Raw genomic sequence first — 16,108 nt, forward strand, 5'->3', positions numbered from 1 at the left:
ATAAGTGCTTTTTTTCTATGAATAAGTATTATATAATTTGACTTATTGTCTATACAATTATCAATGATCTTTCCATTAAGAGGACATAAGTCCTATCAACACATAAGAATGAAGCATTTCATGAAATGATGCAAAGGAGTGCAAGCGATGGATTTCCGAAGAGAAGATGAAGAGAAAAATATGATTCATCAAGAAAAAACACAGCAAGAGAATGAGGAACAAATAGACCAACCACAAAAAAAGGAAGAACTCGTTTTTCACCATCATGAAGACGAAGCATCTGCATCTCAGGAGAGTGTGACAAATCGATCTCCTCAAATGATGGATGACCGTGCTTTTAAAAAGGAAAAAAAACGGAAGGCTGCATGGCTGAGCCCGATTCTTGGAGGGATTATTGGCGGAGGTCTTGTGCTTGGCATTACGCCGCTTTTACCGAAGTCACAGGACACAGCTGCAAACACTCACCAAACAGCGTCAAGTGAACCGGCTGCCTCTGATAATTTCTCAACAAAACAAATTACCAAAGCGACGAATGTAGCTGATATGGTAGAAGATTTAGAGCCGACCATTGTAGGGGTTTCAAACTATCAATCTACACAAAACTCGTTCGGTCTAAGCGGGGATTCAACAGAAGCTGAAGCTGGAGCTGGTTCCGGTGTTATCTTTAAAAAGGATGGCAAAAAGGCGTACATTATTACAAATAACCACGTGGTCGAGGGTGCCAATAAATTAAAGGTCACGCTTTATGACGGAAAAACAAAAGATGCGAAGCTTGTCGGCAGTGACGTGATGACAGATTTAGCTGTTGTCGAAATCAACGCTGACGGCATTGATAAAGTGGCAAGCTTTGGTGATTCGTCTAAGCTTCGTGCTGGAGACAAAGTCATCGCTATCGGGAACCCGCTCGGTGCGCAGTTCTCTGGTACTGTGACAGAAGGAATTATTAGTGGTCTCGATCGTTCAGTTGAAACCAATACATCATCTGGTACTGTTGAGATGAATGTGCTTCAAACGGATGCAGCCATTAATCCAGGAAACAGTGGAGGTCCACTGATCAATACGGACGGTCAAGTCATTGGCATCAATAGCTTGAAAATTAGCGAAAGCGGTGTGGAGTCACTTGGATTTGCGATCCCAAGTAACGATGTGAAACCGATTGTAGATGAGCTATTGAAAAACGGGAAAGTGGAACGTCCTTACCTTGGTGTACAAATGATTGACCTTGAACAAGTGCCTGAAACGTATCAGGAAAATACGCTCGGATTATTTGATAAACAAATCGGCAAAGGCATCTACGTAAAAGATGTGTCAAAAGGATCACCTGCACAAAAGGCAGGTTTGAAGTCTGGAGATATTATCATCAAGTTCAAAGGGAAAGATGTTGCGAACAGCTCACAGCTGAAAGAAATTCTTTACAAAGAAACAAAAATCGGCGATAAAACCACTATGACCGTCATCCGTGAAGGGAAGAACAAGAATCTAGATATTACCCTTGGACAATCTGATAACAAATAAATGAAAACAGGTGGATGAGAGGTCCACCTGTTTTTTGTGCTCATTTTTTTGATAAGAGCGTACGTAAAATGATTTTTTCCCACAAGTTCCAAGGCAAGAGCCGCTTTGCTGTGAATGAAAGACGTACGCCTTTTCCAACAAGAAATCTGAGTTGTTTCAACTGTTTTTTCTCTGCAAGTGTGACAACAAGCTCAGCGACCTCACGGGGATCTCCAAAATTTGATTTTTGAGCATCTGTATAGGCCATCATCTTTTGGTAAATGCTTGTGTATCTAGATCCTTCCGCTGGCTGAGTCATTTGCTCGTTTATGGAGGTGTTCCATATATTTGTTTGGAAAGAGCCAGGCTCAATCAAGGCAGTCTGTATACCAAACGGAGCCAGTTCAATCCGCAAACTCTCTGTATAGCCCTCCAAAGCAAACTTAGACGATACATATGGAGAAAGTGCTGGCATCCCCATTAACCCGCTGATGCTGCTCATATTCAATATTTTTGAACCACTTGTCATAAACGGAAGAACCGTTTGTGTCAATTCCATCACACCAAAGACGTTCACTTCGAACTGCTGCCGGTACATGTCCACGGAAACCTCTTCAGCAAAACCAGCATAGGCTGTCCCCGCATTGTTCACAAGTAAGGTGATCGGTGCGTAGGCGTCCAGCTTTTTCTTTAATGCTTCTATCGACTGTGTGGTCGTCACATCTAACGATTCGATATGTATATTTTTAGATAAGGAGGCTTGCTCTATCTCCTTTGCGAGCTTTTTGGCGTTGGCTTCCTGCCTGACACATGCAATCACTTTATAGCCTTGCTCGGCGAGGCGCATCGTGATGAGTTTTCCAAAGCCGCTATTGGCACCAGTCACAATGGCTGTTTTTTTCATCATTCGTTTCTCCATCCTTTTTGTTTTCATTTACCATAACACACTGTTTAGATGAATAACGAAAAGAAGCTTGGTGAAGAATAAAAAACGATGATATAATTATAGGAGGAAACACATGATGTGTTGGAAGAAGGCGGGACTGCTAGGGGTGCTGCTCTTTATGCTGTCTGGCTGTCAATCAATCGAACCGTTACAACATACTGGCGAAGCAGAGAGTCTGTCAGCTGTTCAAATGAAGAAGCTGCCTATCCAGCATCTGCACCTGCATGTTCAATATGGACAGAAAAATGAATTATACGAAGCCACCTACAGTCAGGCGAGCGGAAAAGAAGAAGCATTCATTCGAGATCACATGAATGGTTTCAGGTATGAAGGAGAAGAAGCATTGCGGGAGATGAAGATGAAGCTGAATGATATGTCTATTCCTAGTGCGAAGCTTAGTGGAACGTATGTAAACGAATTATTAGCTGCTTTTAATTTGGATGATGATTATCAGCGGATTCAGGTCGATATGAAGCTCGAAGATGGGACAATACGTACATTCGAGAAGAAGAAGTAAACGAGTTTTCTCATTTTTCAATTGAAAATGATTTTCAAGTTCACTTAAATCTGATACACTGAATTGAGATAAGTGATCTTTGACGTCTATACATAAGCAATATTCATGATAAAAAATAAGAATGAGAAAAGGAGCGTTTGAGCGGAATGAGTGCCATTTCTACTGAAGGTTTAAGCTTAGGCTACGGAGAAACAATAATTATAGATGAACTAAATGTATCAATCCCTAAGGGTGAAATCTCAGTATTTATTGGCAGCAATGGATGCGGTAAATCCACGCTACTTCGCTCTTTGGCCCGTCTCATGAACCCAATGGGTGGTTCTGTCCTGCTTGAAGGTCATTCTATTGCAAAATTACCAACAAAGGAAGTAGCAAAACAGCTCGCGATTCTCCCACAAGGACCAGAAGCGCCAGAAGGATTAACGGTGCATCAGCTCGTAAAGCAAGGTCGATATCCTTATCAAAATTGGCTGAAACAGTGGTCGAAGCAAGACGAAGAAGCAGTGAATCGCGCACTAAAGTCAACAAAGATGGAAGAACTCGCTGATCGAACGGTTGATTCATTATCAGGTGGACAAAGGCAGCGCGCCTGGATTGCGATGACGTTAGCGCAGGAGACGGATATTATCCTGTTAGATGAGCCGACGACGTATTTAGACATGACGCATCAAATTGAAATTCTTGACCTTCTTTTTGATTTAAATGAAAAAGAGCAGCGCACGATTGTGATGGTTCTTCATGATCTCAATCTCGCATGCAGATATGCTCATCATCTTGTAGCGATTAAAGACAAGACGATTTATGCAGAAGGAAGACCGGAAACCGTCATTAACTGTGATCTCGTGAAAAATGTCTTTGATATGAATTGTCAGGTGACAACAGATCCTTTATTCGGAACACCATTATGTATTCCGCACGGTCGAGGACGCTGCATTGTGCAACAGGCGCAAGCCGAGACATTTCTTGCTGCAAGATAATTGTATGTCAAAAGCCTGACATCTGTCACTCACAGAGTCAGGCTTTTTTCTTAAAAAGGGAGACGGAAGATCCCCGAACTAGATGAAGAGCTTGAGGGTTTGCTGGGGAAACAACCGAGGCGCTCAAAAAAGATGTGAAGCAGTGCAGTGGGTCATCTATTCTCATATTTGCCAAAAGCATGCCGCATTTAGCCAGGTATTTTAACGACACGTATCCAGAGGCATAAGAAGAGATCAAGAAACCATACAGCGGATCAAAACGCTGAATGAAGCTCATCGAGACAATAAAGACCGCTAAAAAACTGCCAGTATGATGCTGGCAGTTTTTCTTTATGACATGTGTGATGATCCGTATGGAGATTGATCTGTCAGCGTTTGCTGGAATTTCTGGTGTGCCTGCTGGAGCTTTTGCTGCTCAGCTGCTTCAACAGAGTACCAACCATATTTGAACATGACATCATATAAATGTCTTTGTGTTTTCTGTGTTTCCAGCGCAATTCGCTGAATATCCTGGTAAAGAGATTCGTGACTGAATTCATTAAGCGCTGTGTTATATCCGTTTGTCATATATTTTTCAGTCGACAGTAGATCTGTGATAAAATCACGATCATTCATGTTTGTTGTCGTTGGAACCGGGGTCTGTGGATTCCCGATTTTTTGTTGGTTTTGCTGTTCCATGTCCTTTTCCTCCTATTGCATAAAGCCAGTAGACTGGCCTTGCCCTGAGCTGCCTAAATGCTGAAGAATTTGTGTGTAATGCTGATGGTGCATTTGGCCAACCTGATTCAATTCTTGCTTCAATGTTTCGTCCTTGCAATGCTCGGCCATAAAGTGCGCCTTTTTCATGGCGATCAAATTCCAGTTTAGCATATCCACTAAGTATAAGGAATCCTTCACTGAAATCACCTGTGGGGGCATATTCATTTGCTGGTTGTTCAAGATGTATTCCTCCTTACGATTTTGTTTCCTTACTGATTCTTTTTATATTGCTGATTTTGACTGGTCTTTTTCCCTCCTAGGTCTGCTTCCTGTGATGGACCTGCGTTTCCTTTGACACTTGCAGCACTTACGCCTGCTTTAGATGGGTTTTTCTTCAAACGAGACATGTGGATATCACCTCCATTCTTACAATGCCCTCTCGTTTTTAATTCATACGCTGCAAAGTCAGACCCATGAGATGTGTAAATTTTTGAAATCTGCTATTGAACTGTTTCGGAAAATCTTTTAAGATAAAGAAAGAGGCATTGTTTTTTTTTGGACAAAAAATGAATGACTGTTCATTCAAAAAGTTTAGGGGGATATTTATGGGCAAACATATTCGAAAGGCGGCTGTCATTGGTTCAGGTGTCATGGGCTCAGGCATTGCTGCGCATCTAGCCAATATCGGAATACCAGTAACATTGCTAGATATTGTGCCAAATGAACTGACAAAGGAAGAAACGGCAAAAAATCTAACGCTTGATTACCCTATTGTTCGAAATAGATTAAGTCAAGAAGCGATGAAAAAATTGTTAAAGCAAAAGCCAGCACCTCTTACTTCAGCAAAAAACTTATCATACATCACACCCGGAAATCTCACAGATCACCTTTCCTTATTACAGGATGCTGACTGGATCATTGAAGTCGTTACTGAAAAGCTCAGCATTAAACAACACGTATTCTCTCTCATCGACGAGTACCGCAAAGAAGGCAGTATCATATCAAGCAATACATCTGGTATTTCTGTAGAAAAAATGGCAGAAGGTCGATCAGATGATTTTAAGCGCCACTTTCTAGGCACTCATTTTTTTAACCCAGCTCGATATTTAAAGCTCTTAGAAATGATTCCTATTCAAGAAACAGATCCAGAAGTACTTACATTTATGAAAACGTTTGGTGAGGAAGTACTCGGGAAGGGCGTTGTTGAAGCGAAAGATACGCCGAACTTTATTGCCAACCGTATTGGTACTTATGGACTTCTTGTCACAGTGCGTGAAATGCTTGAGAACAAATATACAATCGGGGAAGTTGATTCTGTTACAGGTCCATTGATTGGCAGACCGAAAAGTGCTACCTTCCGTACACTTGATGTCGTAGGACTCGACACGTTTTCACATGTTGCCCGCAACGTATATGAACAAGTAGAAGGAAAGGAGAAAGATATTTTCAAGCTGCCTGAGTTTATTGAGAGAATGCTCGAAAAAGGGTGGATTGGGAGCAAGGCAGGACAAGGTTTTTATCAAAAAAATGGGAAGACCATTTTAGAGCTGGACCCGGTGACGCTCACATACGGAGAGCGGACGAAGATGAAGGATCCAGGCATTGAGATTGCCAAGCAGCAAAAGGGGACAAAAGCAAAATTAAAAGCACTTATTTATCAAGATAGCCGTGCAGGGCAATTGCTCTGGAACATGACGGCGCCTGTGCTTCTTTATTCGGCTCATCTAAAAGACGAAATTGCGGATGATATCGAGTCCATCGATAACGCAATGAAATGGGGATTTGGTTGGCAGCATGGTCCATTTGAGTTATGGGATGCGATTGGTGTCAAAAAAGCCGTCAGTCGAATAGAAGCAGAAGGACACAGCATCCCAGCATGGGTGCAAAATATGTTGTCAGAAGGACATGAAACATTCTATCAAGAGAATGCCGAAGGAGAGCGAGCCTTTTATCAGAATGGGGCCTATGAACAGAAGAAAGGAAACGAGAAAAATATTTCTCTAGCCAGATTGAAAAAGAAACAAGGTGTCATTTTCAAAAATACAGGTGCAAGCTTCATTGATATCGGTAATGATGTCGCCTTGCTTGAATTCCATTCTAAGAGCAATGCGATTGGACTAGATGTCATTGATATGATCAATCGTGCTGTAGATGAAACGGAAAAGAATTATAAAGGGCTTGTCATCGGAAACCAAGGGAAAAACTTCTGTGTTGGCGCAAACCTTGCCATGATTTTAATGGAAGCGCAGGACGATAATTTCTTTGAAATTGACTTTGTGATTCGCCGATTCCAGCAGGCGATGATGAAGGTGAAATATAGTGAGCGTCCAGTCGTTGTTGCACCGTTTGGTATGACGTTAGGAGGCGGGACGGAGCTTTGTCTGCCGGCAGCGGCTATACAAGCGTCCAGTGAAACGTACATGGGACTTGTTGAAGCGGGGGTCGGATTGATTCCTGGCGGCGGAGGAAACAAAGAATTATATCTTCGCCACCTACAAGGAGCGACTAAGCAGTCTGCGACGGCTATACAAGATGCCACGCTGCAAACCTTTGAAACGATTGCCATGGCCAAAGTATCAACATCAGCAGAAGAAGCTCGTGATATGAAGATGCTACGTGCAAGTGATCGGATGAGCATGAACGGTGATCATGTAATCTATGATGCGAAACAACTGGTTCTTTCTCTTGATGAAGCGGGCTATCGTGCGCCGCTCAAGCAAAAGGTGCCAGTCATGGGGGAAACAGGCTATGCAGCGATGATATTAGCTGCTGAAAATATGAGACTGTCTGGATACATTTCAGAGCATGACATGACCATTGCGAAAAAATTGGCCTATGTCATTTCTGGCGGAAAACTGCCATTTGGTACAGAGGTGGATGAACAATATTTATTAGAGCTTGAAAGAGAAGCCTTTTTAAGTCTTGTAGGAGAAGTGAAATCACAGGCACGCATGCAGCACATGCTCGTCAAAGGAAAACCTTTACGTAACTAGGGGGGAGTCAAAATGAGAGAAGCAGTCATTGTAGCTGGCGCAAGAACACCAGTAGGAAAGGCCAAAAAAGGATCATTAAAAACCGTTCGACCTGATGATATGGGCGCATTGTGTGTGAAAGAAACATTAAAGCGTGCCGGTGATTATGATGGGGAAATTGATGATCTAATTATCGGGTGTGCAACACCAGAAGCAGAGCAAGGATTAAATGTTGCCCGGAATATTGGTGCATTAGCAGGGCTGCCTTATACCGTTCCTGCCATCACCATTAACCGCTACTGTTCGTCCGGTCTTCAGTCTATCGCTTACGCTGGTGAACGGATTATGCTGGGGCAAGCAGAAACCGTTTTAGCCGGAGGAGTCGAATCTATGTCACAGGTGCCGATGATGGGACATTCCATTCGCCCAAATGCACTTTTGGCAGAGCAAGCGCCTGAATACTACATGAGCATGGGGCACACGGCGGAGCAAGTGGCACAAAAGTATCAGGTTACCCGGCAAGATCAAGATGCCTTTGCGGTGAGAAGTCATCAAAAGGCAGCACAGGCATTACAGGAAGGGAATTTTTCAGATGAAATTGTGCCTGTTGATGTGACGGAAAGACGGGTAGGAGAGCAGTATCAATTAGAAGAACATCTATTTACGTTCTCACAGGATGAAGGCGTGAGAGCTGGCACAACAGAGGAAATCCTCTCAACCTTACGTCCCGCTTTCTCAACAAAAGGCACAGTGACCGCAGGAAACTCCTCACAAACAAGTGATGGTGCGGCGTGTGTAATGATGATGGATCGTGAAAAAGCGTCCTCTCTTTCTCTTCAGCCGCTCGCTAAGTTTAGAGCGTTTGCTGTTGGCGGTGTACCACCTGAGGTCATGGGAATTGGTCCGGTTGAAGCCATTCCGCGTGCGTTGAAAATTGCTGGACTTGAGCTGAAGGACATTGGGCTATTTGAATTAAACGAAGCCTTTGCCTCTCAGGCCATACAAGTCATTCGCCATTTAGGGATAGATGAAGAGAAGGTGAATGTCAATGGAGGGGCGATTGCGTTAGGACACCCGTTAGGCTGTACAGGAACGAAACTAACGCTGTCACTCATTCATGAAATGAAACGACGAAACGAGCAATTTGGCATTGTAACGATGTGTATTGGTGGAGGAATGGGAGCCGCAGGCATTTTTGAATTGATCTAAAGGGGGAATTCAGGATGAAAGCAATGGAAGATGTAAAAAAGGGTGGCAGTTTCTTAATTGATGAGACGAATTATGAGCATATCTTTACGCCCGAGGATTTCTCTGATGAGCATCAGATGATAGGGAAGACAACAGAGGATTACATTTTACAAGATGTTGTCCCGCACATAGAACAAATTGAAAATCATGAATTCGAGCATTCTGTTCGGCTCTTAAAAAAAGCTGGAGAGCTTGGACTACTTGGGGCTGACGTTCCAGAGGAATTCGGAGGACTTGGGTTAGATAAGGTTAGCTCAGCCATCATTACTGAAAAATTCGCAAGGGCAGGTAGCTTCTCTCTTTCCTATGGCGCCCATGTTGGCATCGGTTCTCTGCCAATTGTGTTGTTTGGAAATCAAGAACAAAAGGAAACGTACTTGCCTGGGCTCGCCTCTGGAGAAACCATTGCGGCGTACGCACTGACAGAGCCAGGATCAGGGTCTGACGCACTTGGGGCAAAAACAACTGCTGTACTGAATGAAGCTGGAACACATTATGTCCTTAATGGAGAAAAGCAGTGGATCACGAACTCCGCTTTTGCAGATGTCTTTGTCGTTTATGCTAAGATTGACGGAGAACACTTCTCTGCTTTTATCGTAGAAAAGGATTTTCCAGGTGTCAAAACTGGACCAGAGGAGAAAAAGATGGGTATTAAGGGATCATCGACGAGAACATTAATTCTGGAAGATGCCCAAGTACCAAAAGAGAATTTACTTGGTGAAGCCGGAAGAGGGCATGTCATTGCCTTTAACATTTTGAATATTGGTCGTTACAAGCTGGCGGTCGGCACTATAGGTGCTTCAAAACGAGTCATTCAATTATCAGCAGAATATGCCAACCAGCGTAAGCAGTTCAAAACGCCTATTTCTCAATTTAGCTTAATTGGTGAAAAAGTAGCCAACATGTCAGCAAAGCTGTATGCCATGGAAAGTGCTGTTTACCGCACAGTGGGCTTGTTTGAACAGCGGATGGGTCTATTAAGTGAAGAGGAGCAAAAGGATGGGAAACAAATTGCGCAATCTATTGCTGAATATGCAATTGAATGTTCTCTCTGTAAAGTGCTTGGCTCCGAAACATTAGATTATATTGTGGATGAAGGAGTGCAGATACACGGCGGATATGGATTCATGCAAGAATACGAGGTCGAAAGAGCCTATCGTGACTCAAGAATTAATCGTATTTTTGAAGGAACAAATGAAATCAACCGTTTGCTTGTGCCAGGCACATTCTTGAAGAAAGCGATGAAAGGGGAGCTTCCTCTTCTTCAAAAAGCTCAAACCTTGCAGGAAGAGCTCATGATGATGATGCCGGAAGAGCCGGGTGATCAGCCGCTCGATCAAGAAAAATATTTGCTCGTCCATGCGAAAAAGATTGCCTTGATGGTGGCAGGTATGGCAACGATGAAGTACGGGAAAGCGCTAGAAAAGGAGCAAGAAATACTTGTGAATATAGCGGATATCGTGAATGAAATGTTTGCTGCTGAATCAGCGATCTTACGTACAGAAAAGGCAATCGCTACATCAGGTTCAGAAAAGAACGCTCAAAAGCTAGCCTACACACAAATTTTTACACAGGAAGCCTTTTTAAAGATTGAAGCACATGCAAAAGAATCCTTGATCGCCATGGAGGAAGGGGATTCACTCCGCATGAGCCTGTCAGCTCTTCGCAAGCTGACAAGATTCACCCCGATCAATGTCATCGCCAAAAAGCGTGAGGTGGCTAAACGTATCTTTGAAGCAGACAAATATTTCGTATAAAAAACGATTTGAAGGTGCGGATACAACTCCGCACCTTTTTGTAAGCATACATTTAGGTTTTTAAAATATTTTGTGATAAAATGTTGTCACAATTTGCAGGAGGTGATAATGGTGGCTTTAGATTTTTACGAATACCCAACTTGTGGTACATGCCGAAAAGCAAAAAAGTGGCTTGAAGAACACAATAAAGACATCAACAGCATACATATCGTCGAAGAGACGCCTGATAAAGAAACACTAAAAGTACTTTACGAAAAAAGCGGTTTAGAGTTGAAGAAATTCTTTAACACAAGCGGACAAACTTACCGAGAGTTACAGCTGAAAGATAAACTTCCTGCAATGTCAGAGGACGAGCAGCTAGAATTACTTGCGTCTAACGGAATGCTGATTAAGCGTCCGATTACAACAGAAGGTAAACGAGTAACAGTTGGATTTAATGAAGATACATTTAAAAGCGTCTGGAAATGATGTAACTTTCATTCAGATTGTGGTATCTTCAATATAGGCGGAAACAATAGACTGGAGGGTATTGAATGAGCACACCAAAAGATTTACGTTATTCAGAAGAACATGAATGGGTCAAGGTAGAAGGAGATAAGGTGCGTATCGGTATTACTCATTTCGCTCAATCTGAGCTAGGCGATATCGTTTTCGTTGAGCTTCCTGAAGTAGGAGACAAAATCACAGCGGACGAGCCTTTCGGAAGTGTAGAATCAGTGAAAACTGTTTCTGAACTATACGCACCGATCAACGGCACAATCGTCGAAGTAAACGATCAACTAGATGACAGCCCAGAATTCGTAAACGACTCTCCATACGAACAAGCATGGATGATTGTTGTTGAACCAGCTGATGCATCTGAAATCGAGAGCTTAATGACAGCTGAGCAATATGAAGCAATGACAAAAGAAGACTAATTTTTGTGAAATTGGACACTCTACCTTTATGGGGGGGTGTCCAATTTGTCCTTTCAAAAAGAACAGGTGGATATAACAGAGCATGTCACTGGGCGATTCAAAGAAGGTGGCATGATGCTTTACTATCTAAATGAAGAGATTGGCACGATGATTAGTGAAAATCAATATGAGTTAAAATCGGGTTATTCCTATGATCAAAATCGCTTTTATCGTCTGTCCGATACATTGACCCATGGAACTGAAAAATATGTAGACTGTGACGATGAAAATGGCTGGTGCTAATCACAGGTTAGGCTGCAGTGAGTACATGCTGCAGTCTTTTTAGTGACCAAGTGCCCAATCTTTACAACCTGAATGAAAGATTGTAATCTAAGGAAGAAGTGAATCAACGTCAAAAGGGCCGGGTGATCGTCATGAATGTCGAGATAGAAAAGGTCATCATAGTAGAAGGTAAATCGGACAAACAAAAGCTAAAAGAAGTCATAAGTGAACCTGTTACCATCATTTGCACCAATGGCACCATCAGTACATCCAAGCTGGATCAGCTTGTGGACGATTTATTAGGGAAAGACGTTTACATATTAGCAGACAGTGACGATGCTGGGGACAAACTGCGGAAGCAATTTCGAAAAGAATTCCCTGAAGCACTTCATCTTTTTGTCGACAGAACGTACCGCGAAGTGGCCGCTTCACCGTCAGCCCACATTGCATCTATCCTATTAGCTGCAAACATTGATGTTCATTCCAAATATTTATGAGGGTGGACGTATATGAAAGAGATTAAAGAGCATGCATTCAAGGAAATAGAGGACGATTTATTTCTTTTGTACTTATATACACCATTTTGCGGAACATGCCAACTGGCAAAGAAAATGCTGTCAGTAGTAGACGCGATGCAGCCGAATGTTCCATTTTACGAGAACAATTTAAACTATTCACCAAGTTTTGCGAAAGCATTTGAGATCGAAAGTGTACCTTGCTATCTTCTGTTTAAAAAGGGTGAGATCGTACAAAAAGGCTATGCCTTTCACTCAGTTCCATATCTTCATGAAATGATTGAAACCGCTAAATAAAGCGGTTTTTTGTCATATTTCAAGCAATTCATTTGAAAATTTGTCGAGCTATTTATAAAGGACAAGCCGATGTTAGTAGAGAAATGTTATGTACAACCAAATGACAGGGAGGTTATACATGTGGAAAATGTGAAAGCCCATGGAAACACAAAGCAGCAATTATTGTTAAAGCCGCTGCTCCCATCATCATCCTTGAAGATTACATTTGAGGCGGAAACTGACTCTTGTACACTGATTGTGGATGAACGTGGTGAAGTGAAGAAACTGCCTGCAATTGAGTTATCGGATCTCATCTTTTATGGTGAGAGAAAAGAAATTCTTCAATTATTAGATGGTGATCTGTCGTTACAGCAGCTGATTAGCCGGGGACAAGTCAAGGTGAAAGGATCATTCCGCGCGCTGCTTAGACTAGAGGCCGTGCTTTGGCTGACGAACGGTTTTTTCAGAAAGATGATAACGTAGTCGTTTACTTGGAAATTAGTGATTTACAGCGTTGACATATCTGAGATAGCATGATATTCTACGTTAGTAAAAACATGAACATCACATAAAACAACATATTTTCTCTTATTAAGAGAGGTGGAGGGACGTGCCCTATGAAACCCGGCAACCATCAGCATAGCTGAAATGGTGCCAATTCACTCAAAGCCGCAACGCTTTGAAAGATGAGAGAAAGGCGTATTTGAAATAAAAGGCCTTTCTGCTTGCGTTGCAGTTAGGTCTTTTTTACTGACCTGACGTCAAGCTGAGTCATGACAGTAAGAAGAATAAATGAACAATGTGATGGCAACCTATAGATTCAGCAAGAAAGCAGGTGAACAGACTGTGATCCATTTACAGAATGTATCTAAAACGTATCATTCAAAAAGCGGAAATGTTAATGCCGTGAAAGACGTCAACTTGGATATCGATAAAGGTGAAATATTCGGAATTATCGGGTATAGCGGGGCAGGGAAAAGCTCCCTTATTCGCCTACTAAACGGTCTGGAGCTGCCAACAGAAGGGATTGTTGAAGTGGCAGGCAATCGGATCAATGAAGTATCGAATGCGAAACTTCGTAAAGCAAGACAGGAAATTAGCATGATCTTCCAGCACTTTAACCTACTCTGGTCGAGAACAGTGCGACAAAATATTATGTTCCCCCTTGAGATTGCAGGTGTACCGACGTTAAAACGGAGAGCCCGTGCAAATGAACTGATTAAATTGGTCGGTTTAGAAGGAAAAGAAAATGCTTATCCTTCTCAGCTAAGTGGTGGACAAAAGCAGCGTGTAGGTATTGCGAGAGCATTAGCGAATGACCCCAAAGTTCTTCTTTGTGACGAAGCAACGTCTGCGCTTGATCCGCAAACAACAGATTCGATCCTTGAGCTTTTGGCCGATATCAATAAACGATTAGGGCTAACAATTGTGCTGATCACACACGAAATGCATGTCATTCGCAAAATCTGTCATCGTGTGGCAGTGATGGAAAATGGACGCATTGTCGAAGAAGGCGAAGTATTACCCGTCTTCAGACAGCCGAAGGAAGAAATGACGAAGCGATTTGTGAAACAGCTTGCTGAACCAGAGGAAGCGAAAGAAACAATCGAGCACGTCTTAGAGCGAGTGAAAGAAGGTCAGGTAGTACGGTTGTCCTTTATCGGCGATTCTGCGGAACAGCCACTGATCACTGAAATCATTCGATCTTTCAAGGTCGAAGTGAACATCTTGCAAGGAAAGATTTCTCAAACGCAGGAAGGCGCGTTTGGAACTCTCTTTATCCATATGAATGGAGATGAGAACGAGGTTGAAAAAGCCATCGCCTATATCCAGAGCAAACAGGTTGAAATCGAGGTGATGACACATGTTTGAGAGATGGTTTCCGAACGTTGACCTAGATGTCATTTGGAATGCAACGGGTGAAACGGTTTATATGACGCTCATTTCACTAGCATTTGCTTTTGTCATCGGTATCATCCTTGGACTATTGCTATTTCTAACTAGCAAAGGCGGCCTTTGGGAAAATAAACCGATAAATGCTGTCATCGGTGCAGTCGTCAACATTTTCAGATCGATTCCTTTTATCATTTTGATCATTCTTTTATTAGGGTTTACAAAACTAATTATGGGTACTATTTTAGGTCCAAATGCAGCACTACCAGCCCTTGTCATTGGGTCAGCTCCTTTCTATGCACGTCTCGTCGAAATTGCACTTCGTGAAGTAGACAAAGGAGTCATTGAAGCAGCACGATCCATGGGGGCTAAAACGTCTACGATTATTTTCAAAGTATTGCTTCCAGAATCACTGCCAGCTCTCATTTCAGGCATTACCGTGACAGCTATTGCTCTTATTGGCTCTACTGCAATCGCAGGTGCAATTGGGGCAGGCGGACTTGGTGACCTCGCGTATGTGGAAGGATACCAATCTGGTAATACAGATGTCACACTTGTAGCCACTGTATTTATTCTCATCATCGTCTTTATTATTCAAATAATCGGTGATTTGATTACAAACAAAATTGATAAACGTTAAGGGAGGATTTATTCATGAAGAAATTGATTTTAAGTGGATTATTTCTAGCATTTGCAGGCATTTTAGCTGCATGCGGTTCATCTAATAACGCAAGCGAAAGCAAAACCATCACGGTTGCAGCTTCAAAAACACCACATGCCGAGATTCTTGAAGAAGCAAAACCACTTCTGAAAGAAAAAGGCTACGATCTAAAAGTGAAAGTACTTAGCGATTATAAAATGTACAACAAAGCGTTAGCTGAAAAAGAAGTGGATGCGAACTTTTTCCAACATACCCCTTACTTAAACGAAGAAAATAAATCAAACAAAGATTATAACCTAGTGAGTGCGGGTGATGTTCACCTTGAGCCTTTCGGTATCTATTCTAAGAAATACAAATCAGTGAAGGATATTCCAAACGGCGGCACAATCATCATGACAAACAATGTGGCTGAGCAAGGACGTATGCTTGCACTTTTACAAAATGCTGGTGTCATCAAGCTTGATCCAAAAGTTGATACAATCAACACAACAGTGAAGAACATTAAAGAAAACCCTAAGAACCTAAAATTCAAAAAAATCGCTCCTGAACTAACAGCCAAAGCTTATGAAAACAGTGAAGGCGATGCCGTGTTTATTAACGTAAACTATGCGATTCAAAATAAATTGAATCCGAAAAAAGATTCAATTGAACTTGAGCAAACAAAGAACAATCCGTATGCAAATATCGTTGCTGTTCGCAAAGGTGATGAAAATTCAGATAAGATTAAGACATTAATGGAAGTTCTTCACTCGAATAACATCAAAGAATTCATCGACAAAAAATATGACGGTGCAGTTTTGCCTGTATCTGAATAAATAGCTTAAAACCTCCATTATTGAAAATGGAGGTTTCAGACCGTAGACAAACCCCACCTTTACTTCAAGTAAAAGTGGGGTTTTCACTTATTTTGATAAAATTTATCAGTTGTCTTACGCTGGACATGGTCCTTTCCATGTCCAGTTTGCTAGCTTTTTG

General features: G+C 42.1%; 19 protein-coding genes and 1 riboswitch. Of the genes, 15 read left to right on the forward strand and 4 right to left on the reverse strand.

What is annotated here, in order from left to right; translation table 11 throughout:
- Window positions 1-147: 147 nt before the first annotated feature.
- Window positions 148-1,515, forward strand: coding sequence for a S1C family serine protease (locus tag WAX46_RS07780; protein WP_336493599.1), 1,368 nt, complete (start codon window positions 148-150; stop codon window positions 1,513-1,515).
- A gap of 40 nt (window positions 1,516-1,555) precedes the next feature.
- On the opposite strand, the gene WAX46_RS07785 is transcribed toward WAX46_RS07780, so the two are convergent.
- A complete protein-coding gene (locus tag WAX46_RS07785; RefSeq protein WP_336493600.1) occupies window positions 1,556-2,401 on the reverse strand; it encodes an SDR family oxidoreductase in 846 nt (281 codons plus the stop codon).
- Between the two features lie 115 nt (window positions 2,402-2,516).
- Here WAX46_RS07785 and WAX46_RS07790 point away from each other — a divergent pair, with 115 nt between their 5' ends.
- A complete protein-coding gene (locus WAX46_RS07790) occupies window positions 2,517-2,957 on the forward strand; it encodes a YusW family protein (RefSeq protein ID WP_336493605.1) in 441 nt (146 codons plus the stop codon).
- A 146-nt stretch (window positions 2,958-3,103) separates the two neighbouring features.
- Window positions 3,104-3,934, forward strand: a complete 831-nt coding sequence (locus tag WAX46_RS07795) for an ABC transporter ATP-binding protein (protein ID WP_226567979.1) — start codon at window positions 3,104-3,106, stop codon at window positions 3,932-3,934.
- 330 nt (window positions 3,935-4,264) lie between these two features.
- Here WAX46_RS07795 and WAX46_RS07805 read toward each other — a convergent pair whose 3' ends face one another.
- From WAX46_RS07805 to WAX46_RS07815, 3 genes are read right to left on the reverse strand one after another with little or no spacing between them, the layout of a single operon-like run.
- Window positions 4,265-4,612, reverse strand: a complete 348-nt coding sequence (locus WAX46_RS07805; RefSeq protein ID WP_226567978.1) for a spore coat protein — start codon at window positions 4,610-4,612, stop codon at window positions 4,265-4,267.
- Window positions 4,613-4,624: 12 nt separating this feature from the next.
- Window positions 4,625-4,876, reverse strand: a complete 252-nt coding sequence (locus tag WAX46_RS07810) for a hypothetical protein (protein WP_226568023.1) — start codon at window positions 4,874-4,876, stop codon at window positions 4,625-4,627.
- Window positions 4,877-4,902: 26 nt separating this feature from the next.
- Window positions 4,903-5,040: a YuzL family protein gene (locus tag WAX46_RS07815; protein ID WP_003212904.1), complete on the reverse strand. Its 138-nt coding sequence runs from the start codon at window positions 5,038-5,040 to the stop codon at window positions 4,903-4,905.
- Window positions 5,041-5,238: 198 nt separating this feature from the next.
- Between WAX46_RS07815 and WAX46_RS07820 the strand changes: the two genes are divergently transcribed.
- The 12 genes from WAX46_RS07820 (at window position 5,239) to metQ (ending at window position 15,948) form a co-directional block, all read left to right on the forward strand.
- Window positions 5,239-7,626: a 3-hydroxyacyl-CoA dehydrogenase/enoyl-CoA hydratase family protein gene (locus tag WAX46_RS07820; protein WP_336493601.1), complete on the forward strand. Its 2,388-nt coding sequence runs from the start codon at window positions 5,239-5,241 to the stop codon at window positions 7,624-7,626.
- Window positions 7,627-7,638: 12 nt separating this feature from the next.
- Window positions 7,639-8,814, forward strand: coding sequence for an acetyl-CoA C-acetyltransferase (locus WAX46_RS07825; RefSeq protein WP_336493602.1), 1,176 nt, complete (start codon window positions 7,639-7,641; stop codon window positions 8,812-8,814).
- Between the two features lie 14 nt (window positions 8,815-8,828).
- Window positions 8,829-10,610: an acyl-CoA dehydrogenase family protein gene (locus tag WAX46_RS07830; protein ID WP_336493603.1), complete on the forward strand. Its 1,782-nt coding sequence runs from the start codon at window positions 8,829-8,831 to the stop codon at window positions 10,608-10,610.
- 111 nt (window positions 10,611-10,721) lie between these two features.
- Window positions 10,722-11,078, forward strand: a complete 357-nt coding sequence (locus WAX46_RS07835) for an arsenate reductase family protein (protein WP_226568022.1) — start codon at window positions 10,722-10,724, stop codon at window positions 11,076-11,078.
- A 65-nt stretch (window positions 11,079-11,143) separates the two neighbouring features.
- Window positions 11,144-11,527: a glycine cleavage system protein GcvH gene (gene gcvH, locus WAX46_RS07840; RefSeq protein ID WP_226567974.1), complete on the forward strand. Its 384-nt coding sequence runs from the start codon at window positions 11,144-11,146 to the stop codon at window positions 11,525-11,527.
- Between the two features lie 45 nt (window positions 11,528-11,572).
- Entirely contained in the window at window positions 11,573-11,809 is a 237-nt protein-coding gene (locus WAX46_RS07845) for a YusG family protein (protein WP_226567973.1), read from the forward strand.
- A 131-nt stretch (window positions 11,810-11,940) separates the two neighbouring features.
- Window positions 11,941-12,285, forward strand: a complete 345-nt coding sequence (locus WAX46_RS07850; protein WP_034317449.1) for a toprim domain-containing protein — start codon at window positions 11,941-11,943, stop codon at window positions 12,283-12,285.
- 12 nt (window positions 12,286-12,297) lie between these two features.
- On the forward strand, window positions 12,298-12,600 hold the full coding sequence (locus WAX46_RS07855; protein ID WP_226567972.1) for a thioredoxin family protein: 303 nt from the start codon (window positions 12,298-12,300) through the stop codon (window positions 12,598-12,600).
- A gap of 120 nt (window positions 12,601-12,720) precedes the next feature.
- Window positions 12,721-13,062: an SCP2 sterol-binding domain-containing protein gene (locus tag WAX46_RS07860; protein ID WP_226567971.1), complete on the forward strand. Its 342-nt coding sequence runs from the start codon at window positions 12,721-12,723 to the stop codon at window positions 13,060-13,062.
- Between the two features lie 102 nt (window positions 13,063-13,164).
- Window positions 13,165-13,272: riboswitch (SAM riboswitch) on the forward strand.
- Between the two features lie 153 nt (window positions 13,273-13,425).
- The gene (locus tag WAX46_RS07865) at window positions 13,426-14,451 is read left to right on the forward strand and encodes a methionine ABC transporter ATP-binding protein (protein WP_226568021.1); all 1,026 of its coding nucleotides are present in this window, start codon (window positions 13,426-13,428) and stop codon (window positions 14,449-14,451) included.
- Window positions 14,444-15,112, forward strand: coding sequence for a methionine ABC transporter permease (locus WAX46_RS07870; protein WP_336493604.1), 669 nt, complete (start codon window positions 14,444-14,446; stop codon window positions 15,110-15,112). Before WAX46_RS07865 ends, WAX46_RS07870 begins: the two co-directional genes overlap by 8 nt.
- A 14-nt stretch (window positions 15,113-15,126) precedes the next feature.
- Entirely contained in the window at window positions 15,127-15,948 is an 822-nt protein-coding gene (gene metQ / locus WAX46_RS07875) for a methionine ABC transporter substrate-binding lipoprotein MetQ (protein WP_226567969.1), read from the forward strand.
- The last annotated feature ends 160 nt before the right edge of the window (window positions 15,949-16,108 follow it).

The organism is Bacillus sp. FJAT-53060 (assembly GCF_037104745.1).
Classification (GTDB): Bacteria; Bacillota; Bacilli; order Bacillales; family Bacillaceae; genus Bacillus; species Bacillus stratosphericus_B.

Bases quoted from the DNA above. Each gene is read 5' to 3' on its own strand.
- WAX46_RS07780 (WP_336493599.1), top strand. From the start codon at position 148: ATGGATTTCCGAAGAGAAGATGAAGAGAAAAATATGATTCATCAAGAA.
- WAX46_RS07785 (WP_336493600.1), bottom strand. From the start codon at position 2,401: ATGATGAAAAAAACAGCCATTGTGACTGGTGCCAATAGCGGCTTTGGA.
- WAX46_RS07790 (WP_336493605.1), top strand. From the start codon at position 2,517: ATGTGTTGGAAGAAGGCGGGACTGCTAGGGGTGCTGCTCTTTATGCTG.
- WAX46_RS07795 (WP_226567979.1), top strand. From the start codon at position 3,104: ATGAGTGCCATTTCTACTGAAGGTTTAAGCTTAGGCTACGGAGAAACA.
- WAX46_RS07805 (WP_226567978.1), bottom strand. From the start codon at position 4,612: ATGGAACAGCAAAACCAACAAAAAATCGGGAATCCACAGACCCCGGTT.
- WAX46_RS07815 (WP_003212904.1), bottom strand. From the start codon at position 5,040: ATGTCTCGTTTGAAGAAAAACCCATCTAAAGCAGGCGTAAGTGCTGCA.
- WAX46_RS07820 (WP_336493601.1), top strand. From the start codon at position 5,239: ATGGGCAAACATATTCGAAAGGCGGCTGTCATTGGTTCAGGTGTCATG.
- WAX46_RS07825 (WP_336493602.1), top strand. From the start codon at position 7,639: ATGAGAGAAGCAGTCATTGTAGCTGGCGCAAGAACACCAGTAGGAAAG.
- WAX46_RS07830 (WP_336493603.1), top strand. From the start codon at position 8,829: ATGAAAGCAATGGAAGATGTAAAAAAGGGTGGCAGTTTCTTAATTGAT.
- gcvH (WP_226567974.1), top strand. From the start codon at position 11,144: ATGAGCACACCAAAAGATTTACGTTATTCAGAAGAACATGAATGGGTC.
- WAX46_RS07850 (WP_034317449.1), top strand. From the start codon at position 11,941: ATGAATGTCGAGATAGAAAAGGTCATCATAGTAGAAGGTAAATCGGAC.
- WAX46_RS07855 (WP_226567972.1), top strand. From the start codon at position 12,298: ATGAAAGAGATTAAAGAGCATGCATTCAAGGAAATAGAGGACGATTTA.
- WAX46_RS07870 (WP_336493604.1), top strand. From the start codon at position 14,444: ATGTTTGAGAGATGGTTTCCGAACGTTGACCTAGATGTCATTTGGAAT.
- metQ (WP_226567969.1), top strand. From the start codon at position 15,127: ATGAAGAAATTGATTTTAAGTGGATTATTTCTAGCATTTGCAGGCATT.